Source organism: Salmonella sp. NW645 (assembly GCF_051703725.1).
Taxonomy (GTDB): Bacteria; Pseudomonadota; Gammaproteobacteria; order Enterobacterales; family Enterobacteriaceae; genus Salmonella; species Salmonella enterica.
This window is the reverse complement of the sequence record NZ_JAMMKR010000005.1, coordinates 304,536-327,992: the sequence shown is the minus strand read 5'-3', so window position 1 is coordinate 327,992 and position 23,457 is coordinate 304,536. Positions and strand designations below refer to the sequence as shown.

Here is a 23,457-nt window from a genome sequence, read left to right as displayed (position 1 = left end):
CAAATGACATGTAAAGCGTACGCAAAATTCCAGGGTGCTCGCGTGTCGGGGCAAGAACACATTCAGATCGTAACATCCACTTCAAGGGGCCATATTCAGGGGGATAACCACATGCAGCCAAATGACATTACTTTCTTTCAACGTTTCCAGAATGACATTCTGGCAGGGCGTAAAACCATCACTATTCGTGATGCCTCCGAGTCCCACTTTAAAGCAGGCGATGTGCTACGCGTGGGGCGGTTCGAAGATGATGGCTATTTTTGCACAATCGAAGTGACAGGAACGTCAACTGTGACGCTGGATACGCTGAACGAAAAACATGCGCAACAGGAAAATATGTCGCTTGATGAGCTGAAACGGGTCATTGCTGAAATCTATCCCAACCAGACGCAATTTTATGTGATTGATTTTAAATGCCTTTGATAAACATGAACGCGTGTTAGTTGAGTTTTTGTAATTAACTTATTGAATAATAAACAAAATTTAATTTTGCGAATTTATTTTAGCTAACATGTGTTCACTGGAACCATTCTCAGTTACGCTAGAGGCGCAGTTCATCGTTATGAACGTTTCTCCGGAGTAAGTTATGGTGCAAAAACCATTAATGACGCAGGGATATTCGCTGGCTGAGGAAATCGCCAACAGTATTAGCCACGGCATTGGATTGGTATTTGGTATTGTCGGCCTGGTGCTGTTGTTGGTTCAGGCGGTAGAGGCGAATGCGGGTATGACGGCTATCGCCAGCTACAGTTTATATGGCGGGAGCATGATCCTGCTTTTTCTTGCCTCAACGCTTTATCATGCCATTCCTCATCAGCGGGCAAAAATCTGGTTAAAGAAATTTGATCACTGCGCTATCTATCTGCTCATTGCCGGAACCTATACGCCATTTCTGCTGGTAGGTCTGGATTCGCCGCTGGCGCGCGGACTAATGATTGTGATCTGGAGCCTGGCGCTATTCGGTATCCTCTTCAAGTTGACGATTGCGCACCGATTTAAAGTGCTTTCACTGGTTACGTATCTGGCAATGGGCTGGCTGTCGCTGATAGTGGTTTATCAGTTGGCGATTAAGCTGGCGATAGGCGGCGTGACGCTGCTGGCGGTAGGTGGCGTCGTTTACTCGCTGGGCGTAATTTTCTATGTTTGCAAACGCATACCTTATAACCACGCCATCTGGCATGGCTTTGTGCTGGGCGGCAGCGTGTGCCACTTCCTGGCCATCTATTTGTATGTGGGACAGGCGTAATTCCCGGATGCCCGTGCCGGATGGCGGCGCTGTCGTACCTTATCCGGCCTACGAGAGCAGCACGTGCGAGCCTGATGGCGTTGCGCTATCAGGCTATCCGACTTTTAACGTGATATCACTCTTCCAACGAGTAAGGCAGCGGGACGATATGCAGGGTGTTGGCATCGTCGCGAACACGGAAGACGCTTTCGGCTTCTAAATCGTTATTCATGACGGCCTGAACCAGTAACTGACCATCGTCCAACTGTGTCGCCGCCAGAATAGCGCCGGTACGACGCCAGTTCTCGCCCATCTGTAGCTCCAGATCTTCTCCTGCTTCCGGTACCCGGCTGGCTTTGCCCGCCAGCAACCAAAGCGCGCGTTTATTGGCACCGCGGAATTTTGCCCGTGCGACCATCTCCTGTCCGGTGTAGCAGCCTTTCTTGAAGCTGATGCCGCCCAGCGCCTGTAGGTTAGTCGCCTGGGGGATAAACTGACCGCTGTTCGCCGCGTCAATCACCGGAATGCCTGCTTCAATATCCAATGCCAGCCACTGTTGGCTGTTATTCAGTTCGGCTTCGCCATGCAACTTCTCTGTTAACATGTTGGCCGTCGCGACATCGGTGACAAGCAGGAATCGTTCCGCAGGATGTTCAAACCATAGCAGCGTGGAGGCGCCGTCTCTGACCACCTGATTTTCGCTATTGGGCAGTTCGCTAAAGACATTAGCCAGCGCCGCGCGGGCCTGAAAACCTGCCACGCCAAGCAATACGCGTTCGTCATCCGGCGCGATGACCACTTTGGAAAATACGGCGTACTTTTTCAGCTCCGTTAATTGTGCTTCACGCACGCTACGGCGTTCAATCCAGGCGAAACCGTCGCGCTCACGGAACAGGCGCAGAGTGCTCCACATCTTACCTTTAGCATCGCAGTGGGCGGCGAGAAGGTGTTGCTGTTCAGTCATCTGGCTTACGTCAGCGGTGACCTGGCCCTGAATATACTTTTCACTGTCTACGCCGGTAATGGTCGACAGCGCCCAGTCGTCAAGCGCGATCAGCGTCAGCGGCAGGCGGGCTGACGATGAAGGATGACGTGGCGGAAAGGAGATAAAAGCCATAAATAATGTCCTGGTTAGCTGCAACAATAATGGTTAATGGTAAAAGAGCCATCGGTCATTGCAAGTGCTTTAAATAGCCCATTGAGAGCGGATTGATCGTTTTGCGAGGCGGTATCCAAAATGGATGAACATATTGATTCCCAGCCTTTTATTTCGCGATCGCGTTCCAGATTACTGAGATTCCCGTAAAACAACGCCAAAAACACGTTACAATAGCCCGGTACTTCATTTTCGCGAGGCAGGAAGAACATGGATATTCACAATAAAGCACGTATTCACTGGGCATGTCGTCGCGGTATGCGCGAACTTGATATTTCCATCATGCCGTTTTTTGAACATGAGTACGATAGTTTAAGTGATGAAGAAAAGCGTATTTTTGTCCGTTTGTTGCAGAGTGATGACCCGGATTTATTTAACTGGTTAATGAATCACGGTAAACCGGCTGACGCTGAACTGGAACAGATGGTCCGACTCATTCAGACACGGAATCGGGAACGTGGTCCTGTGGCAATCTGATTTACGCGTCTCATGGCGCGCTCAGTGGATCTCATTGCTCATTCATGGGCTGGTTGCCGCGGTGATTTTATTGATGCCCTGGCCGCTGAGTTATACCCCGTTATGGATGATACTACTGTCGCTGGTCGTGTTTGACTGTGTACGTAGCCAGCGCAGGATTAATACCTGCCAGGGAGAGATCAAGCTACTCATGGACGGGCGCTTACGCTGGCAGGGGCAGGACTGGACGCTCTTGCGTCCGCCCTGGTTACTGAAGAGCGGGATGGTGTTGCGTTTACGCGCAGAGTCTGGACGTCATCAGCATTTATGGCTGGCGGCGGATAGCATGGAAGAAGCGGAATGGCGTGAGTTGCGTCGGATACTGTTACAGCAGCCGATATCGCGCCAACACTGACGGAACGGCGTAAACGCGGTTCCGTCGAGAGGGAAATACAGCGAGTAAGGCTTCAGGCGTAGTGTTCGGCCATTTCGCCGAGAATTTGTTCACACCAGGTCTGTATACGCTCATCGCTGAGATCGTACTGGTTCGTTTCATCCAGCGCCAGGCCGACAAACAGTTGCCCATCCGCAATGACCGGTTTATTGCTGGTAAATTCGTAGCCTTCTGTGGGCCAGTAGCCGACAAATTTAACGCCTTTGAGGGCAAGTTTGTCATGCAACATACCCAGCGCATCCAGGAACCACTCACCGTAGCCGAGCTGGTCGCCCATACCGTAAAGCGCAACGATTTTGCCTTCCAGATTGAGATCGTCCAGTTGCTCCCAGACGGCTTCCCAGTCCTCCTGAATTTCGCCAAAATCCCAGGTGGGGATGCCTAAAATGAGCACGTCGTACTGCTCCATTAAGGCGGGGGCGTCATCCTTGAGGTTATGTAATGTCACCAGCTCCGGGCCGAGGATATCGCGAATTTTCTCTGCGGCCATCTCGGTGTAGCACGTGCTGGAACCGTAAAAAAGACCCATGTTCATTACGTTACATCTCGATTCTGCTATAGCGTTGCGGGTAGTGTAACAGAATCGCTGCATTCACGGCACAATGAGGCATAATGCACCAAAAGTAAGCGTGAAGTAGGGAGCGCGAATGGAACAGGATTTAGCGCGTATTGAGCAGTTTCTGGATGCCCTGTGGCTGGAACGAAATCTGGCGGAAAATACATTAAGCGCGTATCGTCGCGATTTATCGATGGTCGTTGCGTGGTTGCATCATCGTGGAAAAACGCTTGCGACGGCGCAGGCTGATGATTTACAAACGCTGCTGGCTGAACGGGTGGAGGGCGGATACAAAGCGACCAGCTCCGCACGCCTGTTAAGCGCTATGCGGCGCTTTTTCCAGCATCTGTACCGTGAAAAGTATCGTGAGGATGATCCGAGCGCGCAGTTGGCCTCGCCTAAGCTTCCGCAGCGTTTACCGAAAGACCTTAGCGAGGCGCAGGTTGAACGGCTCTTGCAGGCACCGCTTATTGATCAACCTTTGGAGTTGCGCGATAAAGCTATGCTGGAAGTGCTGTATGCCACCGGTTTGCGCGTGTCGGAACTGGTGGGGCTGACAATGAGCGATATCAGTCTGCGGCAGGGCGTGGTGCGGGTTATCGGTAAAGGCAATAAAGAGCGGTTGGTGCCGTTAGGTGAAGAGGCGGTATATTGGCTGGAAACGTATCTGGAGCATGGGCGTCCCTGGTTACTCAATGGCGTATCAATTGACGTATTATTCCCCAGCCAGCGTGCGCAGCAGATGACGCGGCAGACCTTCTGGCACCGTATTAAACATTATGCGGTACTGGCTGGAATCGATAGCGAAAAACTATCGCCGCATGTTTTACGTCACGCTTTCGCCACGCATTTGCTGAATCACGGCGCCGACTTGCGCGTTGTACAAATGCTACTTGGGCATAGCGATCTTTCGACGACACAAATTTATACGCATGTCGCAACGGAGCGTTTGCGTCAACTTCATCAACAGCACCATCCGCGGGCATGAGTGCTGACAGGAAAGGATAGTTTATGAAAAAGCGTTTTATGATGTTCACTTTACTGGCGGCGGCGTTTTCAGGCGTGGCCCATGCGGATGATGCGGCTATCCGTCAGTCGCTGGCTAAGCTGGGCGTTCAGAGTACGGAAATTCAGGCCTCGCCAGTGGCAGGGATGAAAACCGTCCTCACTCACAGCGGCGTACTGTACGTCACTGATGACGGCAAACATATTATTCAAGGGCCGATGTATGACGTGAGCGGCGCGCATCCGGTAAACGTGACGAACAAACTGCTGATGAGCCAGCTAAATGCGCTGGAAAAAGAGATGATCGTCTATAAAGCGCCGGATGAGAAACATGTCATTACTGTTTTTACCGATATCACCTGCGGCTATTGTCATAAGCTACATGAAGAGATGAAAGATTATAACGCGCTGGGGATCACGGTACGTTATCTGGCCTTCCCGCGCCAGGGGCTGGAAAGCCAGGCGGAGCAGGATATGAAATCTATCTGGTGCGCCAAAGACAAAAACAAAGCGTTTGATGACGCCATGGCAGGTAAGGGCGTGAAACCGGCAAGCTGTGACGTGAATATTGCTGATCATTATGCGTTGGGCGTGCAGTTGGGCGTTAGCGGTACGCCAGCCATTGTATTGAGTAACGGCTATGTGGTGCCTGGCTATCAGGGACCGAAAGAGATGAAAGCGTTTCTTGATGAGCATCAAAAACAGACCAGTGGTAAATAATACGCGTGAAACAACAGAGACAACTTCGTCGGCGTGAGGCTGATGAGACGGCGGAACTCCCCGCCGATCTTCCTCCATTACTACGACGTCTATATGCCAGCCGGGGCGTTCGTAGCGCCCACGAACTGGAGCGCAGCGTGAAAGGAATGCTGCCCTGGCAACAGCTTAGCGGCATAGATAACGCGGTGGAGATCCTCTACAACGCCTTTCGCGAAGGTACCCGCATTATTGTTGTTGGCGATTTTGACGCCGACGGCGCGACCAGTACTGCGCTAAGCGTATTGGGAATGCGTGCGTTGGGATGTGACAACATCAGTTATCTGGTGCCTAATCGCTTTGAAGATGGCTACGGTTTAAGCCCGGAAGTGGTCGATCAGGCGAAGGCGCGCGGCGCACAGCTTATCGTCACCGTAGACAACGGCATTTCATCCCACGCCGGCGTAGCGCATGCAAAGACGTTGGGGATTCCGGTGATCGTGACCGATCACCACCTGCCTGGCGACACGTTGCCGGATGCCGAAGCGATTATTAATCCCAATCTGCGCGACTGCGAATTCCCGTCTAAGTCGCTGGCGGGCGTCGGCGTGGCGTTTTACTTGATGCTGGCGTTGCGAACATTTTTGCGCGACAAAGGATGGTTCGACGAGCGCAACATCGCGCCGCCGAATCTGGCGGAGCTGCTGGATTTAGTGGCGTTGGGAACGGTAGCAGACGTTGTGCCGCTGGACGCTAACAACCGTATTCTGACCTGGCAAGGGCTAAGTCGTATTCGTGCCGGGAAATGCCGTCCGGGAATTAAAGCGTTGCTGGAGATATCGAATCGCGATCCGCAGCAGCTTGCCGCCAGTGATTTAGGCTTCGCGTTGGGGCCTCGCCTGAATGCCGCCGGCAGGCTGGATGATATGTCCGTTGGCGTGGCGTTACTGTTGTGCGACAACCTCGGCGAAGCGCGTGTTCTGGCCAGCGAGCTGGATGCGCTTAACCAGACGCGCAAAGAAATAGAGCAGGGGATGCAGGCGGAAGCGCTTATCCTGTGCGAAAAGCTTGAGCGCAGTAGTGAAACGCTTCCGGGCGGTCTGGCGATGTATCATCCTGAATGGCATCAGGGCGTGGTCGGAATTCTGGCGTCGCGCATTAAAGAGCGTTTTCACCGCCCGGTGATCGCCTTTGCGCCTGCGGGCGACGGCACGCTAAAAGGCTCAGGCCGTTCGATTCAGGGGTTGCATATGCGCGATGCGCTGGAAAGGCTGGATACGCTTTACCCTGATCTGATGATCAAGTTCGGCGGTCATGCGATGGCGGCGGGATTGTCGCTGGAAGAGCATAAATTCGAGCAGTTTCAGCAACGTTTTGGCGAGCTAGTAACGGAATGGCTCGATCCTGCCCTGTTGCAAGGCGAAGTGATCTCCGATGGTCCATTAAGCGCGGCGGAGATGTCTATGGAAGTGGCGCAACTGTTGCGGGATGCCGGACCGTGGGGGCAAATGTTCCCGGAACCGTTATTCGATGGTCGTTTCCGTCTGCTACAACAGCGTCTGGTGGGCGAGCGCCACCTCAAGGTGATGGTGGAGCCCATCGGCGGCGGCCCGCTGTTGGATGGCATCGCATTTAATATTGATACGACCTGTTGGCCGGATAACGGCGTGCGGGAGGTAGAACTGGCTTATAAACTGGACATTAACGAGTTTCGCGGCAACCGTAGTTTACAGATTATTATCGATGATATTTGGCCGCTATGATCGGGGCGATTTAACAACACTTTCGCTGTAATTAAGGGGCGAAATCCGCTAATATTTCGCCCTTATAACCGCATTTTGACAAGTCAAATAAAAGAAATCAGACCATGTTTGAAATTAACCCGGTGAATAACCGCATTCAGGACCTCACGGAACGCACCAACGTTCTTAGGGGGTATCTTTGACTACGATGCTAAGAAAGAGCGTCTGGAAGAAGTAAACGCCGAGCTGGAACAGCCGGATGTCTGGAACGAACCTGAGCGCGCGCAGGCGCTAGGAAAAGAGCGTTCATCGCTCGAAGCGATCGTCGATACGCTTGATCAAATGACTCAGGGGCTGGACGACGTTTCCGGGCTGCTGGAACTGGCGGTAGAAGCTGACGACGAAGAGACGTTTAACGAAGCCGTCGCGGAGCTGAATACGCTGGAAGAGAAACTAGCGCAGTTGGAATTCCGCCGGATGTTCTCCGGCGAGTACGATAGCGCCGATTGCTATCTCGATATTCAGGCCGGTTCTGGTGGTACTGAAGCGCAGGACTGGGCCAGCATGTTGCTGCGTATGTATCTGCGTTGGGCGGAAGCGCGCGGCTTCAAGACGGAAGTCATTGAAGAGTCGGAAGGGGAAGTCGCCGGCATTAAGTCCGCGACTATCAAAATCTCCGGCGAATATGCCTATGGCTGGCTGCGCACTGAAACCGGCGTACATCGTCTGGTGCGTAAAAGCCCGTTTGACTCCGGCGGTCGCCGTCATACCTCGTTTAGCTCCGCGTTTGTGTACCCGGAAGTGGACGACGATATCGATATCGACATTAACCCGGCGGATCTGCGTATCGACGTCTATCGCGCGTCTGGCGCAGGCGGTCAGCACGTTAACCGTACGGAATCCGCAGTGCGTATCACCCATATTCCCACCGGGATTGTGACGCAGTGCCAGAACGACCGTTCGCAGCACAAAAACAAAGACCAGGCCATGAAGCAGATGAAAGCGAAGCTTTATGAACTGGAGATGCAGAAAAAGAACGCTGAAAAACAGGCGATGGAAGACACTAAGTCCGATATCGGCTGGGGAAGCCAGATTCGTTCCTATGTCCTGGACGATTCCCGCATTAAAGACCTGCGTACTGGGGTGGAAACCCGCAATACACAGGCGGTACTGGACGGTAGTCTGGATCAATTTATCGAAGCAAGTTTGAAAGCAGGGCTATGAGGAATCAACATGTCTGAACAAAACGCACAGGGCGCTGACGAGGTAGTCGATCTTAACAATGAAATGAAGGCACGTCGCGAGAAGCTGGCTGCACTGCGTGAGCAGGGTATCCCGTTCCCGAACGATTTCCGTCGTGACCGTACCTCAGACCAACTGCACGCAGAGTTTGACGCGAAAGAAGCTGAAGAACTGGAAGCGCTGAATATTGAAGTGTCCGTCGCGGGCCGTATGATGACTCGCCGTATTATGGGTAAGGCCTCTTTTGTTACCCTGCAAGACGTAGGCGGCCGCATTCAGCTGTATGTGGCGCGCGATGATCTGCCGGAAGGCGTTTACAACGAGCAGTTCAAGAAGTGGGATCTTGGCGATATCCTCGGCGCGAAAGGTAAGCTGTTCAAAACCAAAACCGGCGAGCTGTCTATCCACTGCACCGAACTGCGCCTGCTGACGAAAGCGCTGCGTCCGTTGCCGGATAAATTCCACGGCCTGCAGGACCAGGAAGCGCGCTATCGCCAGCGTTATCTGGATCTCATCTCTAACGATGAATCCCGTAACACCTTCAAAACCCGTTCGAAGATCCTGGCCGGTATTCGCCAGTTTATGGTTGCTCGCGGCTTTATGGAAGTCGAAACGCCGATGATGCAGGTGATCCCAGGCGGCGCGTCTGCCCGTCCGTTTATCACCCATCACAACGCGCTGGATCTGGACATGTACCTGCGTATCGCACCGGAACTGTACCTCAAGCGTCTGGTGGTTGGCGGCTTCGAACGCGTATTCGAAATTAACCGTAACTTCCGTAACGAAGGCATCTCCGTGCGCCATAATCCTGAGTTCACCATGATGGAACTCTATATGGCGTATGCGGACTACAAAGACCTGATCGAATTGACTGAGTCTCTGTTCCGTACGCTGGCGCAGGATGTTCTGGGCACCACCCAGGTTCCGTACGGTGATGAAGTGTTTGACTTCGGTAAGCCGTTCGAAAAACTGACCATGCGTGAAGCGATCAAGAAATATCGTCCGGAAACGGATATGGCTGATCTGGACAACTTCGACTCCGCGAAGGCGATTGCTGAAAGCATCGGCATTCACGTCGAGAAGAGCTGGGGTCTGGGCCGTATCGTCACTGAGATCTTTGACGAAGTCGCTGAAGCGCATCTGATTCAGCCGACCTTCATCACCGAATATCCGGCTGAAGTGTCTCCGCTGGCGCGTCGTAATGATGTGAACCCGGAAATCACTGACCGCTTCGAGTTCTTTATCGGCGGTCGTGAAATCGGTAATGGCTTTAGCGAGTTGAACGATGCGGAAGACCAGGCGCAGCGTTTCCTGGATCAGGTTAATGCAAAAGCGGCGGGCGACGACGAAGCCATGTTCTACGACGAAGACTACGTGACGGCGCTGGAACACGGTTTACCGCCGACAGCGGGTCTGGGAATTGGTATCGACCGTATGGTGATGCTGTTTACTAACAGCCACACAATTCGCGACGTTATTCTGTTCCCGGCGATGCGTCCGGTGAAATAAGATGTAAATTGCCGGATGGGGCATTAGCCGCCATCCGGCATCTCTTCGTTCAGACGTAGCGCCATCAGGCAATCTTTAACGCTGGCAGTAATTGAGCAGTCGTTCACGCGCTTGTTCGTCTGACGCTTGCATGACCATCCACGGGCTAAATGCCCACGGCGTAGTGAGAAGGCTTTTCCATACGCTTTTAAATTCGCTCCACTGATAGTCCATCACCTCTTCGCTGTTAACCTGCAACACACTGGTTGCCCGCGCGGCAAATACCGGACAGACTTCATTTTCCACAATACCGTTTGGATCTGTCGCCCGATAGCTGAAGTGCGGATAGACGGGGGTGAGATCGGTAATTTCCACGCCGAGTTCGAACCGACAACGGCGGATGATCGCCTCTTCGGTGGTTTCGCCTTGTTGCGGATGACCGCAAACTGAATTCGTCCACACGCCTGGCCAGGCTTTTTTGCTCAGCGACCGTCGTGTTACCAGCAACTGACCATCTTCGTTAAATAGCCAGCAGGAGAAAGCCAGATGCAAAGGCGTATTAAGCGTATGAGCCGCATACTTTTCCAGTGTGCCGGAAGGCTTATCCTGCTCATCCAATAAAACGACATGTTCCTCAGTCATGAAAGCTCCTGAAAATTAAAATGACCCGGCAGCATGGCCAGGCCATATACTCAGACGATCAGCGTAGCGCATAACAGAAAGAAAGGCATTACCAAAACAGGCCCTGACAGAACGCAGACGAGCGCCATTGCGCCGTGAGTCGATATTATGCTGGCATATCGGATATTCGCGGCATCATCATCCGCGCGGACCCTTTCCGGCGTCAATGGATTGGGCATACGGCATTTGGCTGCTATCATAAGGCGTCTGTCAATAGAGTGAGGAATGGTTTTGAGCGCAGGACGCCTGAACAAAAATAGCCTGGGTATTGCGGTGCTGTTATGCACAGGGCTGCTGCTGGCGGGGTGTTCCAGTAATTCCGGCTCAGGAACGTATTCCGGCTCCGTCTATACCGTTAAGCGCGGCGATACGTTGTATCGTATATCGCGCGCCACGGGAACCAGCGTGAAAGAACTGGCCCGGCTGAATGGCATTTCTCCGCCTTATACTATTGAGGTGGGGCAGCGAATTAAAGTGCGCGGCAGCGCAAAGAGTAGCAGTTCAGCACGCAAAACCAGCAATAAAACAGCAACAAAAACTGCCGCGGTCAGACCGTCATCTTCGGTGCCAAAATCCTCCTGGCCGCCGGTGGGGCAGCGCTGTTGGGTATGGCCCGCCAACGGTAAAGTGATTTTACCTTATTCCACCGCGGAGGGCGGAAATAAGGGCATCGATATTGCGGGCGCGCGCGGAACGCCTGTTTATGCGGCGGGAGCGGGTAAAGTTGTCTATGTCGGGAACCAGCTGCGCGGTTACGGCAATCTCATCATGATTAAGCACAATGAAGATTACATTACGGCTTACGCTCATAATGACACCATGCTGGTTAATAATGGGCAAAGCGTTAAAGCGGGGCAAAAAATCGCTACGATGGGCAGCACGGATGCCGCATCCGTAAGGCTACACTTCCAGATTCGCTACCGGGCGACGGCCATCGATCCGCTGCGTTATCTGCCGCCGCAGGGGAGTAAACCGAAGTGCTGACGGTGAATTAATCGCCAGTCAGCCAGTAAGTCTCTTGCCAACCAGAACGTAAGGTTTATAATGCCTTACGCATCTCAAAGCGGGCGTAGTTCAATGGTAGAACGAGAGCTTCCCAAGCTCTATACGAGGGTTCGATTCCCTTCGCCCGCTCCAGACAAATATCTTCTAATATTTACTAACCCCACGAATTTACAGCAATTTTTCCTGTCGGCCCCACAGTGAACAGGGTTTCAATGCCTATGTCGGACGGCTCTGGCGACTCTGGTAATGACTTTATCATTCAGCCCGCAGCACAACGATGCCTGGTCTGGAATGCATGTATTCCATAAACGGTGTGTCCACCACTTTTCTGTTTGCGGCCAATGAGGAGGCGTTCCGAAACCACACCTGTTCATCATGGCGAACTACGATACCCACATGTGAAACGTCCAGCCCGTCAAGCGGGGAGTAGACACCGATATAGTCCCCATTTTTTAGGTGGTTCATGACCTGCTGGTTGATGGCTCTTCCGGGAATATAATTTATTTTACGAGGATGGATGCCCAGACCAGGAATGTACTCGCCGCCATCAGGTTTATGGTTAAGCTGCTTGTCAACAACGATATAATCAGGGCTGATATACGGCGTTACATCCCGTGCATTACGCGGTACTGCGGCGAACCAGTCAGAGAAGAAGTGCCGGCGGCTGAGATAAGCAACTTTGCCTGCGGCGTAGCGAGTCCTGGCAAGATTATGCAGAAACGATTTCTGATTATCGCTGCGGGCCAGGGCCTCAACGTAATCAGCCAGGGTAAAGCAGTCCACGCCGTTGAAATTCGCTACAAGGACTTCGGGTGTGCCGGGCCCACCGATGAGCGTATTTGCCTGATAAGGTGTTCCGAGAAAAGCAGACGATACGCGGCTGATAACTTCTCCATGGTTTTCGCCTTTATAAGGAATGACATCCGACTGGATAATCCGGCTTACTTTTTCTGCCGTAACGCTGTCCATGCTGGTCTGATATTTTTCTGTGCCAGGGACGGTACAGGCCGTCAGATGCGCCGACATAAGCAAAATTGTCCATGTATTTACCTTCATTATCATCTCCGGAAAGGTTCAAATCCCTTTTTTACCTTTACCGGAAATGGTTGTGATGGATACAGAAAAACGCCAGAGGTTGATTACAGGTTGAGTAATATGAACGCTGATGATGATAAATGTGAAGATCATCATACGACTTTATTCGCAGTTGTTTTTTGCCTGATCGTCAAAGCCAACATGCCCCTTCAGGCTGGCGATACATACCGGTCAAATCCGTGCCGAACTGGCCCGCAAGGGAACACCTGTCGGGCCTTATGACCAGATGATTGCTGGCCATGCCCGTAGCCGCGGACTGGTCGTCGTCACAAACAATCTCCGCGAGTTTGAACGCATTCCGGGTATCCGAATCGAAGACTGGTGCTAATTTCTGCATCAGATGTTATCCCCGGATTCAAACTCTTTTCCGGATTTAGTGGCACAGTCAGTTTGGTTACCTGCTTAATGGTGGTTTGCATCACATTTTTAGCTGGTGGTATTTTTTTATGTTGACTGGAGATACCTGCCAACAGCATAACTTTTACGGCCAGATAATAAATAAAAGAGTACCAAAATGTCGTATCCTGACATGTTTACGAAGGGAGTACCGCTCCCTTCTTTTTTTGTTTCCTGGATACTCACTGAACAATGCCGTTACTGCCCGATAACTGCCGCATCCCCTCTCCATAGCCGTTTCCTGCAACTAAGTCACAGACGTTGGTTTACCAGGCCGATATGACTTCTTTCCCGTTATATACCCTTCATACTTCAAGTGGCTTATGTGTTGACTACGGATTACTCGGCCCATCATGGGCCTCGCCCTGACGGGCCGTCGCACGCGACGTTCAAATCTGCTCCCGGCAGATTTGTCGCTCACCCCAGTCACAGAGTTATCTATGCTCCTGGGGACTCACTCCCTTGCCGCCTTTAAGCAACTCAAATTATTTTGGGTATATATCAGTGAACTTCTATTTTTGTCAGTTTTTATTTTTCAGTTTATTTATTATTAAATACTGTTTCTGGCCTGTATATATTTTCGTGAATAGCCTCCCGACAGCCGCAGACAAAGATATTTGCTGGCGTAACAGCGCTCATAATTTAAAAGATTTATTTATAGTTTGTTATCACGGAAAGATTTTAACTTAATACATGCCAGTAAGGCATCAGGTAAAAATAACCGGAGAGAAGAAGATGAACAAAATGCTATTAGCCGGAAGTGCCGGTATTGTTCTGCTGTCTGCTGCAGCCAGTCCGGTATGGGCAGACGATAATGCCAGTACATTTTCACTTGGATACGCCCAGTCCCATACTAATCACGCCGGGACGTTGCGTGGGGTTCGGCTGGCAAACAACTATGAAATGTCACCGGACTGGGGGCTGACAACCTCATTTGCCTGGCTAAATGGAAGCCAGCGCTATTCCGATGAAAGCAGTAATGGTCGTGTAACAACCCGTTATTACTCCCTGCTTGCAGGCCCTTCATGGAAAATAAATAACCAGTTAAGCCTGTATAGTCAAGTGGGCCCCGTATTATTGCATCAGCGTGATCACGGAATAAATGAGTCTGACAGTAAGGTCGGATATGGTTATTCTGCAGGCGTGGCTTATACCCCGGTCAGTAATGTCGCTATAAATCTGGGTTATGAGGGTGCGGATTTTGATGCTACCCATAACAGCGGAAGCCTTAATAGCAACGGCTTTAATCTTGGCGTGGGTTACCGGTTCTGAATAGGATAACCCGATAAAAAATGTTACTTTGTGGAGATGATGGATTATGAAAAGCCATATTATGCCAGGCGTTGCGCTGATGGTTCTCCTGTTTTCAGGAAATGTTATGGCCGCAACAAACATGACTGATAATGTTACTCTGAATAATGACAAGATATCCGGACAGGCCTGGCAGGCCATGCGTGATATCGGAATGTCGCGATTCGAGTTGTTTAATGGTCGAACCCAAAAGGCGGAACAACTGGCTGCGCAAGCAGAAAAACTCCTGAACGATGACAGCACTGACTGGAATCTGTATGTCAAATCAGATAAAAAAGCCCCAGTTGAAGGAGACCGCTATATTCGGATAAATTCATCGATTACGGTAGCCGAAGATTATCTCCCTGCGGGCCAGAAAAATGATGCTATTAATAAAGCAAACCAGAAAATGAAAGAAGGAGATAAAAAAGGGACTATAGAGGCCCTGAAACTAGCAGGCGTCAGTATGATTGAAAATCAGGAACTCATTCCTCTTCAGCAAACCCGTAAGGATGTGACCACAGCGCTTTCCTTGATGAACGAAGGAAAATACTATCAGGCAGGTCTGATACTGAAATCAGCTCAGGATGGCATAATTGTGGATTCTCAGTCAGTTCAGGAATTACCCACGGCCCCCGTGCAGCACGATTCCGCGCATTAATATCCCCCAGCCTGCTGTATATATTACAGCAGGCAGCATTATGTCTGACAGCTATTACCAGTTTGTTCTTTGCTGTCGGCATTGTTTTTAAATTTCATCCGTGAAGTTCAGTAATGTCAGGGTACCTGCATTCATATCTATTGTGATGCTCATCACAAATACAGAAGAATATCATTTCATTTATTATTTTTTATCCCTTCCGCTTATGATGGTTCATAATGATTTATTAAGTTAATGTTTTGGAATTAAATGCCTTTTACTTGTGTTATATCTAGTTTTTTATGCTACCAGTAGTTTCATTGTTATATATGGTTAGTATTATGTTTTGTAAATATCCAGTGTGATGGAAAAGCAAAACATACATTCCCGATAACATATTACAAAGTATTTCATGTCCACTGCGAATATCTGTCTGTTAGGTATTCATCCGCTTATAATTACATTAAAAAGTATTTCTTTGATGATTATTCTTAAATTACGATCATAATCATCGATCGTATCGATCTATTTTTATTGTTTTAATTTGAATAAGAATTTTCTTACAACTGATTAGGCATTAGCTGAAATCAATATTTTTCGATGGAAAGTTCAGGTGCTTCGTTTAACACCAGGCGTTTATTATTCATACGAATCTTTTCTGAACGCTTTCATTAATACCCTCAGATTTGTTTTCAGCCTTTGCAAAATAATTCTCATTCACCCAAAGGACATATTATCTATGCGTAATAAAATAATACTTGCCATGGCGGCTGCCGGTATGATGTATGGCGCTTCTGTATATGCAGTCGATCCACCAACAGCAGGCCCGTTCGGCTCAGGTAAAATTACCTTTACTGGCACCATCACCAACTCCCCCTGTGATATCGCACCGGGCGACGATGCGATCACCGTTCCGTTTGGACAGATTTCTTACCGTAAACTGAATACCGCCGACGCAACCACGGACTCAAAACCGTTCACCATTCATCTGCAGAACTGTGCTTTCGATCCGAATGTCCCGGACACAGCTGGCTCCGCAGGGAAAATGTCCAAAGTGACTGTCTCTTTCTCTGGCGGAGCCAATGTCGCGAAAAAGGCTTACACCACCAGCGGCAGCGCACAGCATGTTGGTGTCCAGCTACTGAAGAGTGACAACACCGCAATTATCGAGCCCAACACCCAGATGCCGGATGGCGACGCTCAGCAACTGCAGGCCGGAAACAACGAACTCAACTTCTATGCCCGGCTAATAGCACTGGATAATGGCGTCACGCCCGGTGACTTCACCGCATCTGTCACCTACACCCTGAGATACCTGTGATTTTACGCGGTAAATAACGACAGGGAGAAGCCGTCCACGGAGGGGTTCGGACGGCTTTTATATCTGACCATGCCTGCGGGCTGTCTGTTACACGGACGACAACACGAAAGCGCCATGCCATGAAAATTACCCGGCTTGCCATTCTGATTACCCTGACATTTTCCGTCCTGAAGTCGCAGGCCACGGAGTTCAATGCCAGCCTGCTGGACAGCGGGAACCTGTCTAACGTGGACCTCACGGCCTTCAGCCGCGAGGGGTATGTGGCGCCCGGTAACTATATTCTCGATATCTGGCTCAATGACCAGCCGGTACGGGAACAGTATCCGGTCAGAGTTGTACCGGTTGCCGGACGCGACGCGGCCGTCATCTGTGTGACAACAGACATGGTGGCCATGCTGGGTCTTAAGGATAAGATTATTCATGGCCTGAAACCCGTTACCGGTATCCCGGACGGGCAATGCCTTGAGCTGCGCTCCGCTGACAGTCAGGTACGGTACAGCGCTGAAAATCAGCGTCTGACCTTCATTATCCCCCAGGCCTGGATGCGATATCAGGACCCGGACTGGATCCCCCCTTCACGCTGGAGCGACGGCGTCACCGCCGGCCTGCTCGATTACAGCCTGATGGTCAACCGCTATATGCCGCAGCAGGGGGAGACCTCTACCAGCTACAGCCTCTACGGCACCGCCGGGTTTAATCTCGGCGCCTGGCGGTTGCGGAGCGATTACCAGTACAGCCGTTTTGACAGTGGGCAGGGCGCATCACAGTCTGATTTTTATCTGCCGCAGACGTATCTGTTCCGTGCCCTGCCAGCACTGCGTTCAAAACTGACGCTCGGACAGACGTACCTCAGCTCCGCTATTTTTGACTCCTTCCGCTTTGCCGGGCTCACTTTGGCCAGCGATGAGCGCATGCTGCCGCCCTCTCTTCAGGGGTATGCCCCGAAAATCAGCGGCATTGCGAACAGTAATGCACAGGTTACCGTCAGCCAGAATGGTCGCATTCTGTACCAGACCCGGGTGTCGCCGGGGCCTTTTGAGCTTCCCGACCTGAGCCAGAATATCAGCGGCAACCTGGATGTCAGCGTCCGGGAAAGCGACGGTAGCGTCCGGACATGGCAGGTCAACACGGCCAGCGTCCCCTTTATGGCACGCCAGGGACAGGTTCGCTATAAGGTGGCCGCCGGACGTCCGCTGTACGGCGGGACGCATAACAACAGCACGGTCAGCCCTGACTTTCTGCTCGGGGAGGCCACCTGGGGAGCATTTAACAACACGTCGCTGTATGGCGGCCTCATTGCCTCCACCGGCGACTACCAGTCCGCGGCACTCGGGATCGGCCAGAATATGGGGCTGCTGGGCGCTCTGTCTGCGGACGTCACCCGCTCAGATGCGCGGTTGCCACATGGGCAGAAGCAGTCCGGTTACAGCTACCGTATCAACTATGCCAAAACGTTTGATAAAACCGGCAGTACCCTGGCGTTCGTCGGATACCGCTTCTCGGACCGCCATTTTCTGTCCATGCCGGAGTACCTGCAGCGTCGGGCCACTGACGGCGGCGATGCATGGCATGAAAAACAAAGCTACACCGTGACTTACAGCCAGTCCGTTCCGGTACTCAACATGAGCGCGGCCCTCTCGGTAAGCCGGCTCAATTACTGGAATGCGCAGTCCAACAATAACTACATGCTCAGCTTCAACAAAGTGTTCAGTCTCGGCGAGCTTCAGGGGCTCTCGGCCTCGGTGTCGTTTGCCCGTAACCAGTACACCGGCGGGGGTAGCCAGAACCAGGTCTACGCCACCATCAGTATCCCGTGGGGCGACAGTCGCCAGGTGAGCTACAGCGTGCAGAAGGATAACCGGGGTGGCCTGCAGCAGACCGTGAATTACAGCGATTTCCATAACCCGGACACCACATGGAACATCAGCGCCGGTCATAACCGCTATGACACCGGCAGTAACAGCAGCTTTAGCGGCAGCGTGCAGAGTCGTCTACCGTGGGGCCAGGCGGCAGCGGACGCCACCCTGCAGCCCGGACAGTACCGCAGCCTGGGCCTGAGCTGGTACGGCTCGGTGACTGCCACCGCCCACGGTGCCGCTTTCAGCCAGTCGATGGCCGGGAATGAGCCCCGCATGATGATAGATACCGGAGACGTGGCCGGTGTGCCGGTGAACGGCAACAGCGGGGTGACCAACCGCTTCGGGGTGGGCGTGGTGAGCGCCGGCAGCAGCTATCGCCGCAGCGATATTTCGGTTGATGTGGCCGCCCTGCCGGAGGACGTGGATGTCAGCAGCTCCGTCATCAGCCAGGTGCTGACGGAGGGCGCGGTGGGTTACCGGAAGATTGACGCCAGCCAAGGGGAGCAGGTGCTCGGTCATATCCGGCTGGCTGATGGCGCAAGTCCGCCGTTTGGCGCCCTGGTGGTGTCCGGGAAAACCGGCAGAACCGCGGGGATGGTCGGAGATGACGGTCTGGCTTACCTGACCGGACTCAGCGGGGAAGACCGCCGGACCCTGAACGTGTCCTGGGATGGCCGGGTGCAGTGCAGACTCACCCTGCCGGAAACGGTGACACTCAGCCGGGGGCCGCTGTTACTGCCCTGCAGATAAAAATATCCCTGTCACAGAGCAGGACTAAAGGAGAAAACAGGTGAAAAACAGCAGAAGAAGCCGTGTGATTTTACTCGCACTGGCGGCAGCATGGAGCCAGTGCAGCCCGGCGGCCGTCAATGTCGACCGGACCCGTATTATCATGGATGCATCGCAGAAAACGGTGGCCATCACGCTGAATAACGATGACAAAACCACGCCGTTTCTGGCGCAGTCCTGGGTGACGGACGCTGACGGGGTGAGAACCGATGCGCTGATGGCGCTGCCGCCGCTGCAGCGTATTGATGCCGGACAGAAATCCCAGGTCCGTATCACCCAGGTTCGTGGGCTGACAGATAAGCTCCCCCAGGACAGGGAAACACTGTTCTGGTTTAACGTGCGGGGAGTTCCCCCGAAGCCGGAAGACGACAACGTCCTGCAGCTGGCCATGCAGAGCCAGCTGAAACTGTTTTACCGTCCGAAAGCCATTATCAGAAGCAGCAGTGACCAGCCGGAAAGAAAGCTGACTGCTGAGCGGAATGCGGGACACCTGACCCTCAGAAACCCGACGCCGTACTACATCACTGTGGCGTGGCTGGGAGCAGACCGCAGCCACAGGCTCAGCGGTTTCCGCGAGGGCGTGATGGTGCCGCCCCTGGGGAGCCTGCCTTTAAAGGCTGTTCTGCCGGCAGAAACCCGGACGCTGTGGGTGGGGTATATTGATGATTACGGTGGACTGCAGATGAACCGCTACGCCTGCGATGCCCTGAACTGCGCGTTTAAGGACGCAGGGGCGACATCATGACAGAATGGATTTTTAATCTGAAAACAAAACTGACCGTGCTGGTGATGATGTTGTGCTCTTTATGTGTGACTAAAGTGTATGCGGTTGAGCCAAGCCTGAATGAATGTATCATTACCTCTGGTCAGAATATTAATTTTAAAAACATAAATATAACAAACGATAATTACACCCCGGGTCCGGGGACAGTTGTCAGCACAATAACTCAGAAGTTCACTTATTCGTGTAATATATCATCTTTGATTTCAGGTAAACCACCTTTACTGTTATTAAATCAGCCTTATTTCAGAGATTTTACCAAAAAGTTAGACAGTATGGGCCTGGGTTTTCAGGTGTCCGTTACCGACGCTCCTGTCTTAACCTGGGACGATATTAAAGGGATATCGCAGGGAGGAAATGAGCCTAAAGTGGAATTTGGACAGCCTTTACCTCCAGGGCTCACGACACGAACCGCAACTGTAAAAATGGACTTCTTATATCTGACAGCCTACAAAGAGAGCAGTGCTGTGTACACTTTTTCCGGTATAAATAATGTGATGAATGTTGTTCCGGTAAATTATGCTCAAAGAAACAACGGATTTGTTTTATCTGGTTTTAATGTGAGAATTCTCAGAAACGGATTGGGTAAAGTTGACATTGTTCCATTACAGGTCAACTTTGGGCATATTTATACGACTTATGAACCTTCACAGACCAGACAGGCAAATTTTACAGTGATCGCCAGGCAGGTTTTACGACCGGCTATGGGACAGGAATTCACGATCCCTCTGGCCATCACCTTCGGGAAAGGTGCGCTGACACAGGATACCGGGCAAACTCTGAATCTTGTCAGTCTGGATGGCCCCAACAAAGGTCAGCCTAATGGACTCCGGCTTTCAATAAAAGATGATAAAGGAAAAGAGATTACTTTTGATAAACAAGAAGTACTGGGGGATATTACTATTACAGGAACTGTCACCGGTAATGTGTCGAAGGTATATACTGCAGTAATAACCCCGACCCCGGGGGGAAGTGTAAAGACAGGAAAGTTTTCTGCTGCAATACCCGTTACTGTTACCTATAACTAATCGGGGGTGACAGATAATAAAAATAAAAGAGCTGACTGAGTTATCGGGGAACTAATCCCGAATAAACCCACATTAATAATAAATACTATTTAAGAGCTGTTCTTCACCTCCGGAAAATTATTTACCCAGTTATGGAGAGGTTTTATGTGCCCTGATAATACACACGCAAAAAAGCAGTACCTTATCCCAGGTAACGATATTCATTATCCCGGACAGACCAACCATGATGCCTGTTTTATTCCGGTAAGTGTCCGCCAGTATGCCGGCGAGCCCCTGTATATCATCGTGGCACACTGGTGCCTGTTGCAGCAGAACTGGGTTCAGCGTAACCAGATAGCAGAGGCGTTTCACATCACGGCCAGACGGGCCAGCTACCTGATTGCCTATCTGCGAAGCAAAACATCACGGGTGGTCAGCATCTGCCGTCACCAGACCCTGCCCAATAAAGCACGACGCTATGAGATTTATGTTATCCGGGTTCTTGACAGTCCCACCCCGTCCACGCGCCGTGAAAAGGCCGGACCGCCACCGGTATCAAAACGCCGGGTCGGTAATGGTGACAGGTCGATGGCAAATGAACTGTGGAACCGGCTGTGCAGTAACAGAAATGCGGGAAAGATCCTGAAAAAGAAGGAGAATGAGGATGACGGAACATAACCGGATACCGGCCCGGCAGATTATCGTTTACGGTGACTGCTGGCCGGTGACGATCGCCGTGGCACACCTGGTCCGGAGATTTCTGCCGAGCTGCAACTGTGAAACCGCATACAGGCTGCCTGTTCTGTTGCAGCAATTACGTCGGAAACCGGAGGCCATACTGATACTATGTCTGCGTCCCCGTGAACATCTCTTTTTGTTCTATTCCCTGAGACAGATACTGCCGGACTACCCGGTTATGATTATCAGCGATGAGCTGTTTTTCAGCGACCGGGTGGTACTGAAGGTATACGGCGGCATCCCGGCGCTGCTGGAGCAGGAACTGGCGGAGATACTTATCCGGGGGCGGCGGGGTGAACAGTGGGCCGGGGGCGCACGCCTGCGCAGGACAGGAGAGCTGGACGCCTTTTTGTTATCTCCGGCTCCGGTGACGGGCTTTCTGGAAGTGCCACCGATATTTAACAATCCGAAGCGGTTGATGAACTATATGGACCAGTTGATGCACCGGGAGATACTGGCATGCGGAGTGAGCCTGGCCCAGTTACGCTTGCTTCAGGAAGTTTACCGTGGACGGGGAAGGTTGTCAGCGTTGTGTGGAAGGCTGAATACGCAGGAGAAGCAAATCTGGCAGGACAAATACCGGTTACTGGTGAAGTTGGGAATGCGGAACCGATTACGGGAACTGCTGTTTGGTACCCGGTTTTGTAAATCACTGCAGCGAACTCCGTTTATCGCTCCGCAATAACCCGCCTCCGGCGACTCTATCCAGAAACCCTGAAACGCCGGCTAAACCCGGTGGCGGTGGGGTATGTTTTGCCTGTGGTGTAGTGGAGTAAAATACAGAATTCAGGCGGGACGCTGAATGTATGACCTTTCATACCGTTTGATAAGTAAAAACGCTTCTGGAATGAAACCCGACGTGAATGATACGGCCTGAGCAGAAGCGTTACATATTTACTGCATGATCCCGGTATAGCCATGAATTCCCATATACACGCCGACCAGACCAATCAGAATGCTCGAAAAATAGGGCGCCCGCCGGGCAAGCGTCGAAAAACCACTCCAGCGCTTTGCTGCCTGTTGAACGCTTATCGCCGCGCCCACGCCTACCGTCACCAGCGTTAATGCCAGGCCAAGACTAAAGCTCAGCACCATCGTGGCGCCCAGCGTAAACGCTTTAAGCTGGATACAAATCAGTAAAACGGTGATCGCAGCCGGACAGGGGATAAGCCCTCCGGTCAGGCCGAACAGCAGGATCTGTCCATTAGTCACTGTTTGACCATCAAAACGGCGTTGAATATCGGCAGCATGGGCGCGTTCATGGGCATCCTGATACGCTTTTGACGTTGCGCCTTCCGGATGTATGTGACCATGATGGTCGTGGTCGTGGTCGTGGTCGTGGTCGTGGTCGTGGTCGTGGTCGTGATGGTGGTTTCCCGCCAGCCACTGCTGCTCGCCTCGCCATGTCCGCCAGAACATCCAGCACGCGGTGCTCAGAATAATAATCGCAGAAATTAACTGCAGCCATGGTTCCACTGATTGTGCGGTGAATGCCCGGCTAAGATACATCCCACCCAGCGCGATTAACCAGACGATCGCGGTATGAGAAAGCGTTGCTGCCAGACCGAGCATGACGGCCTGTTTAACCGTACCTTTAATGGCAATGATAAAAGCCGCCATCATAGTTTTGGAGTGCCCTGGTTCAAGCCCGTGCAAAATACCTAATAAAATGGCGCTGGGAATGAAGAACCAGCCGTTTCCTTGCTGAAGAAGTGTCGAAAATTCACCCATGAGAATGATTCTTAGTTGTTTTATGTGGGCGTTATTCTACTCCCCCCCAGTATGGAATACTACCCCCCAGTAGCATCGCAATGCTATAATTTGTATTCGTTAAT

At 51.8% G+C, this 23,457-nt stretch carries 23 protein-coding genes, 1 tRNA gene and 1 pseudogene; 20 read left to right on the top strand and 5 right to left on the bottom strand.

The genetic code is table 11. From position 1 onward, the window contains the following. The first annotated feature begins 111 nt into the window (after nucleotides 1-111). Nucleotides 112-423, top strand: a complete 312-nt coding sequence (gene yqfB, locus NA389_RS13385) for a N(4)-acetylcytidine aminohydrolase (protein ID WP_001182976.1) — start codon at nucleotides 112-114, stop codon at nucleotides 421-423. Nucleotides 424-586: 163 nt separating this feature from the next. Continuing rightward, the gene (trhA, locus tag NA389_RS13380; protein ID WP_000250289.1) at nucleotides 587-1,246 is read left to right on the top strand and encodes a PAQR family membrane homeostasis protein TrhA; all 660 of its coding nucleotides are present in this window, start codon (nucleotides 587-589) and stop codon (nucleotides 1,244-1,246) included. A gap of 115 nt (nucleotides 1,247-1,361) precedes the next feature. Here the strand turns inward: trhA and ygfZ are convergent, their stop codons facing one another. Next, complete coding sequence (ygfZ, locus tag NA389_RS13375; RefSeq protein ID WP_000874176.1) at nucleotides 1,362-2,342, bottom strand: tRNA-modifying protein YgfZ; 981 nt, start codon at nucleotides 2,340-2,342, stop codon at nucleotides 1,362-1,364. 249 nt (nucleotides 2,343-2,591) lie between these two features. Here ygfZ and sdhE point away from each other — a divergent pair, with 249 nt between their 5' ends. Both sdhE and NA389_RS13365 read left to right on the top strand, forming a co-directional pair. Beyond that, nucleotides 2,592-2,858, top strand: a complete 267-nt coding sequence (gene sdhE, locus NA389_RS13370) for an FAD assembly factor SdhE (protein WP_000351186.1) — start codon at nucleotides 2,592-2,594, stop codon at nucleotides 2,856-2,858. Beyond that, nucleotides 2,839-3,252: a protein YgfX gene (locus NA389_RS13365; RefSeq protein WP_000244757.1), complete on the top strand. Its 414-nt coding sequence runs from the start codon at nucleotides 2,839-2,841 to the stop codon at nucleotides 3,250-3,252. The genes sdhE and NA389_RS13365 overlap by 20 nt, the downstream gene beginning before the upstream one ends. 52 nt (nucleotides 3,253-3,304) lie before the next feature. Here the strand turns inward: NA389_RS13365 and fldB are convergent, their stop codons facing one another. Continuing rightward, nucleotides 3,305-3,826, bottom strand: coding sequence for a flavodoxin FldB (gene fldB, locus NA389_RS13360; RefSeq protein WP_001055885.1), 522 nt, complete (start codon nucleotides 3,824-3,826; stop codon nucleotides 3,305-3,307). A gap of 112 nt (nucleotides 3,827-3,938) precedes the next feature. On the opposite strand from fldB, the gene xerD reads away from it, so the two are divergent. The 5 genes from xerD to lysS all read left to right on the top strand — a co-directional run bounded on the left by xerD (nucleotide 3,939) and on the right by lysS (nucleotide 10,041). Beyond that, nucleotides 3,939-4,835 (top strand): site-specific tyrosine recombinase XerD, encoded by an 897-nt coding sequence (gene xerD / locus NA389_RS13355; protein ID WP_000434302.1) that lies wholly within the window; start codon nucleotides 3,939-3,941, stop codon nucleotides 4,833-4,835. Between the two features lie 23 nt (nucleotides 4,836-4,858). Continuing rightward, nucleotides 4,859-5,572 (top strand): bifunctional protein-disulfide isomerase/oxidoreductase DsbC, encoded by a 714-nt coding sequence (dsbC, locus tag NA389_RS13350; protein ID WP_000745614.1) that lies wholly within the window; start codon nucleotides 4,859-4,861, stop codon nucleotides 5,570-5,572. Between the two features lie 5 nt (nucleotides 5,573-5,577). Continuing rightward, nucleotides 5,578-7,311 carry a single-stranded-DNA-specific exonuclease RecJ gene (gene recJ / locus NA389_RS13345; protein WP_000813380.1) on the top strand — a complete coding sequence of 578 codons (1,734 nt, stop codon included), beginning with the start codon at nucleotides 5,578-5,580 and terminating at the stop codon, nucleotides 7,309-7,311. A 104-nt stretch (nucleotides 7,312-7,415) separates the two neighbouring features. Continuing rightward, nucleotides 7,416-8,514, top strand: a protein-coding gene (gene prfB, locus NA389_RS13340) for a peptide chain release factor 2 (RefSeq protein WP_010989230.1) whose coding sequence is annotated in 2 segments (ribosomal slippage) — nucleotides 7,416-7,490 and nucleotides 7,492-8,514 — 1,098 coding nt in all. Because the reading frame shifts where the segments join, the coding sequence is not laid out codon by codon here. Nucleotides 8,515-8,523: 9 nt separating this feature from the next. Next, on the top strand, nucleotides 8,524-10,041 hold the full coding sequence (gene lysS, locus NA389_RS13335; protein ID WP_000003339.1) for a lysine--tRNA ligase: 1,518 nt from the start codon (nucleotides 8,524-8,526) through the stop codon (nucleotides 10,039-10,041). A gap of 75 nt (nucleotides 10,042-10,116) precedes the next feature. Here lysS and idi read toward each other — a convergent pair whose 3' ends face one another. Continuing rightward, on the bottom strand, nucleotides 10,117-10,662 hold the full coding sequence (gene idi / locus NA389_RS13330; protein ID WP_000133996.1) for an isopentenyl-diphosphate Delta-isomerase: 546 nt from the start codon (nucleotides 10,660-10,662) through the stop codon (nucleotides 10,117-10,119). Nucleotides 10,663-10,926: 264 nt separating this feature from the next. Here idi and actS point away from each other — a divergent pair, with 264 nt between their 5' ends. Then, nucleotides 10,927-11,685 (top strand): amidase activator ActS, encoded by a 759-nt coding sequence (gene actS / locus NA389_RS13325; protein WP_000244325.1) that lies wholly within the window; start codon nucleotides 10,927-10,929, stop codon nucleotides 11,683-11,685. Nucleotides 11,686-11,764: 79 nt separating this feature from the next. Beyond that, nucleotides 11,765-11,838: transfer RNA gene (locus tag NA389_RS13320), tRNA-Gly, on the top strand. A 123-nt stretch (nucleotides 11,839-11,961) separates the two neighbouring features. Here the strand turns inward: NA389_RS13320 and NA389_RS13315 are convergent. Continuing rightward, nucleotides 11,962-12,768: a DUF1460 domain-containing protein gene (locus tag NA389_RS13315; protein WP_001635492.1), complete on the bottom strand. Its 807-nt coding sequence runs from the start codon at nucleotides 12,766-12,768 to the stop codon at nucleotides 11,962-11,964. A gap of 190 nt (nucleotides 12,769-12,958) precedes the next feature. On the opposite strand from NA389_RS13315, the pseudogene vapC reads away from it, so the two are divergent. The 9 genes and pseudogenes from vapC to NA389_RS13270 all read left to right on the top strand — a co-directional run. Continuing rightward, nucleotides 12,959-13,129, top strand: a pseudogene (vapC, locus tag NA389_RS13310) (tRNA(fMet)-specific endonuclease VapC); the annotation flags it as partial. 803 nt (nucleotides 13,130-13,932) lie between these two features. Further along, nucleotides 13,933-14,469, top strand: a complete 537-nt coding sequence (locus NA389_RS13305; protein WP_001038499.1) for an STM3031 family outer membrane protein — start codon at nucleotides 13,933-13,935, stop codon at nucleotides 14,467-14,469. Nucleotides 14,470-14,515: 46 nt separating this feature from the next. Continuing rightward, the gene (locus NA389_RS13300) at nucleotides 14,516-15,148 is read left to right on the top strand and encodes a YfdX family protein (RefSeq protein WP_000835270.1); all 633 of its coding nucleotides are present in this window, start codon (nucleotides 14,516-14,518) and stop codon (nucleotides 15,146-15,148) included. Between the two features lie 718 nt (nucleotides 15,149-15,866). Further along, the gene (locus tag NA389_RS13295) at nucleotides 15,867-16,448 is read left to right on the top strand and encodes a fimbrial protein (protein WP_001244649.1); all 582 of its coding nucleotides are present in this window, start codon (nucleotides 15,867-15,869) and stop codon (nucleotides 16,446-16,448) included. A gap of 119 nt (nucleotides 16,449-16,567) precedes the next feature. Continuing rightward, nucleotides 16,568-19,057 carry a fimbrial outer membrane usher protein StdB gene (stdB, locus tag NA389_RS13290; protein WP_000705496.1) on the top strand — a complete coding sequence of 830 codons (2,490 nt, stop codon included), beginning with the start codon at nucleotides 16,568-16,570 and terminating at the stop codon, nucleotides 19,055-19,057. A 40-nt stretch (nucleotides 19,058-19,097) separates the two neighbouring features. Continuing rightward, entirely contained in the window at nucleotides 19,098-19,841 is a 744-nt protein-coding gene (gene stdC / locus NA389_RS13285) for a fimbrial biogenesis chaperone StdC (RefSeq protein WP_000798496.1), read from the top strand. Continuing rightward, a complete protein-coding gene (locus tag NA389_RS13280) occupies nucleotides 19,838-20,905 on the top strand; it encodes a hypothetical protein (RefSeq protein ID WP_000141336.1) in 1,068 nt (355 codons plus the stop codon). Before stdC ends, NA389_RS13280 begins: the two co-directional genes overlap by 4 nt. Before the next feature lie 144 nt (nucleotides 20,906-21,049). Then, entirely contained in the window at nucleotides 21,050-21,562 is a 513-nt protein-coding gene (locus tag NA389_RS13275; protein ID WP_000336255.1) for a CaiF/GrlA family transcriptional regulator, read from the top strand. Further along, nucleotides 21,549-22,307, top strand: coding sequence for a transcriptional regulator (locus tag NA389_RS13270; RefSeq protein WP_000134789.1), 759 nt, complete (start codon nucleotides 21,549-21,551; stop codon nucleotides 22,305-22,307). The genes NA389_RS13275 and NA389_RS13270 overlap by 14 nt, the downstream gene beginning before the upstream one ends. A 209-nt stretch (nucleotides 22,308-22,516) precedes the next feature. Here the strand turns inward: NA389_RS13270 and NA389_RS13265 are convergent, their stop codons facing one another. After that, a complete protein-coding gene (locus tag NA389_RS13265) occupies nucleotides 22,517-23,353 on the bottom strand; it encodes a nickel/cobalt efflux protein RcnA (RefSeq protein ID WP_000503692.1) in 837 nt (278 codons plus the stop codon). Nucleotides 23,354-23,457 lie beyond the last annotated feature (104 nt).

Bases quoted from the DNA above. Each gene is read 5' to 3' on its own strand.
- yqfB (WP_001182976.1), top strand. From the start codon at position 112: ATGCAGCCAAATGACATTACTTTCTTTCAACGTTTCCAGAATGACATT.
- trhA (WP_000250289.1), top strand. From the start codon at position 587: ATGGTGCAAAAACCATTAATGACGCAGGGATATTCGCTGGCTGAGGAA.
- ygfZ (WP_000874176.1), bottom strand. From the start codon at position 2,342: ATGGCTTTTATCTCCTTTCCGCCACGTCATCCTTCATCGTCAGCCCGC.
- sdhE (WP_000351186.1), top strand. From the start codon at position 2,592: ATGGATATTCACAATAAAGCACGTATTCACTGGGCATGTCGTCGCGGT.
- fldB (WP_001055885.1), bottom strand. From the start codon at position 3,826: ATGAACATGGGTCTTTTTTACGGTTCCAGCACGTGCTACACCGAGATG.
- xerD (WP_000434302.1), top strand. From the start codon at position 3,939: ATGGAACAGGATTTAGCGCGTATTGAGCAGTTTCTGGATGCCCTGTGG.
- dsbC (WP_000745614.1), top strand. From the start codon at position 4,859: ATGAAAAAGCGTTTTATGATGTTCACTTTACTGGCGGCGGCGTTTTCA.
- lysS (WP_000003339.1), top strand. From the start codon at position 8,524: ATGTCTGAACAAAACGCACAGGGCGCTGACGAGGTAGTCGATCTTAAC.
- idi (WP_000133996.1), bottom strand. From the start codon at position 10,662: ATGACTGAGGAACATGTCGTTTTATTGGATGAGCAGGATAAGCCTTCC.
- actS (WP_000244325.1), top strand. From the start codon at position 10,927: ATGGTTTTGAGCGCAGGACGCCTGAACAAAAATAGCCTGGGTATTGCG.
- NA389_RS13315 (WP_001635492.1), bottom strand. From the start codon at position 12,768: ATGATAATGAAGGTAAATACATGGACAATTTTGCTTATGTCGGCGCAT.
- NA389_RS13305 (WP_001038499.1), top strand. From the start codon at position 13,933: ATGAACAAAATGCTATTAGCCGGAAGTGCCGGTATTGTTCTGCTGTCT.
- NA389_RS13300 (WP_000835270.1), top strand. From the start codon at position 14,516: ATGAAAAGCCATATTATGCCAGGCGTTGCGCTGATGGTTCTCCTGTTT.
- NA389_RS13295 (WP_001244649.1), top strand. From the start codon at position 15,867: ATGCGTAATAAAATAATACTTGCCATGGCGGCTGCCGGTATGATGTAT.
- stdB (WP_000705496.1), top strand. From the start codon at position 16,568: ATGAAAATTACCCGGCTTGCCATTCTGATTACCCTGACATTTTCCGTC.
- NA389_RS13280 (WP_000141336.1), top strand. From the start codon at position 19,838: ATGACAGAATGGATTTTTAATCTGAAAACAAAACTGACCGTGCTGGTG.
- NA389_RS13275 (WP_000336255.1), top strand. From the start codon at position 21,050: ATGTGCCCTGATAATACACACGCAAAAAAGCAGTACCTTATCCCAGGT.
- NA389_RS13270 (WP_000134789.1), top strand. From the start codon at position 21,549: ATGACGGAACATAACCGGATACCGGCCCGGCAGATTATCGTTTACGGT.
- NA389_RS13265 (WP_000503692.1), bottom strand. From the start codon at position 23,353: ATGGGTGAATTTTCGACACTTCTTCAGCAAGGAAACGGCTGGTTCTTC.